Annotated in this window: 1 protein-coding gene and 1 pseudogene; both read right to left on the minus strand. The window is 67.0% G+C overall.

The window, feature by feature from the left end:
- Positions 1 to 597 (minus strand): monofunctional biosynthetic peptidoglycan transglycosylase (gene mtgA / locus ETQ85_RS26000; protein WP_148581861.1); only part of this gene is annotated, 597 nt, incomplete at its 3' end.
- Positions 598 to 607: 10 nt separating this feature from the next.
- A pseudogene (aroE, locus tag ETQ85_RS26005) lies at positions 608 to 1,118 on the minus strand (shikimate dehydrogenase); the annotation flags it as partial.

Below are 1,118 nucleotides of genomic sequence, written 5' to 3' on the forward strand. Positions count from 1 at the left end.
CAGCATGACGGCCAGCCGGGCCGACTGGGCGGGGGCCAGCTGGGCAGCCGAAATCTTGAAATAGCGCTGCGCCGCGGCTTCGCAGCCGAAGATGCCGTTGCCCCATTCGACCACGTTGAGATAGACCTCGAGGATGCGCCGCTTGTCCCACAGGGTTTCGATCATCACCGTGATGATGGCTTCCTCGGCCTTGCGAAAGTAGCTGCGCGAGGGCGACAGGAAGAGGTTCTTGGCGAGCTGCTGACTGATCGTCGAGCCGCCGGCCACGGCCTTGCCCTTTTTCTGGTTTTTCTCGATGGCCTTCTGGATGCCGTCCCAGTCGAAGCCTTCGTGGTCGACGAACTTGTCGTCCTCGGCGGCAATCACGGCGCGCTTGAGGTGGATGGAGATCCGTTCGTAGGGCACCCAGCGGTAGCGCAGTTCGGCGTCCGGCTGCTGGGCGTTGAGCTCGCCCAGGCGCAGGCTCATGAAGCTGGTCTCGGACGGCGGCACCCACTTCCACCACAGTACGTGGCCGAGCAGCCACAGCTGGTAGGCGACGAAGAGCAGCACCAGGCCCAGCAGGGCGCGTTTGGTCCAGTGCCAGAGGGTCTTCATCGCCCGGCGTTCAGATCGAGGCCCGCATTTCGGCAAGTACCGGCGCTGTACTCGGCCGGATGCCGCGCCACAGCAGGAAACTTTCGGCGGCTTGCTCGACGAGCATGCCGAGGCCGTCCGCGCTGCGGCTGGCGCCCTGTTGACGGGCAGCGGTCATGAACGGGGTGTCGCCCTTGCCGTACATCATGTCGTAGGCCAGGCTGCCGTGGGCATACAGCCCGGTGGGCAGGTCGGGCACTGCATCCGACAGGCTGGCGCTGGTGGCGTTGATGACCACGTCGAACTGCAGTCCGGCCAGTTCGGCCAGGGCGCAGCCGATCAGTCCGGCATGGCTGCTGCCGGCGAATTCAGCGGCCAGTTCGTGGGCCTTGGCGGCGGTGCGGTTGGCGATCACCAGGGTCGCCGGGCTGGCCTCCAGCAGCGGCAGGATGGTGCCCCGCGCAGCGCCACCGGCGCCCAGGAGCAGGACCCGCCGGCCACGCACCGGGCAGCCCAGGTTGACGGTGATGTCGCGCAGGATG

This window comes from Zoogloea oleivorans (assembly GCF_008107625.1).
GTDB lineage: Bacteria > Pseudomonadota > Gammaproteobacteria > Burkholderiales > Rhodocyclaceae > Zoogloea > Zoogloea oleivorans.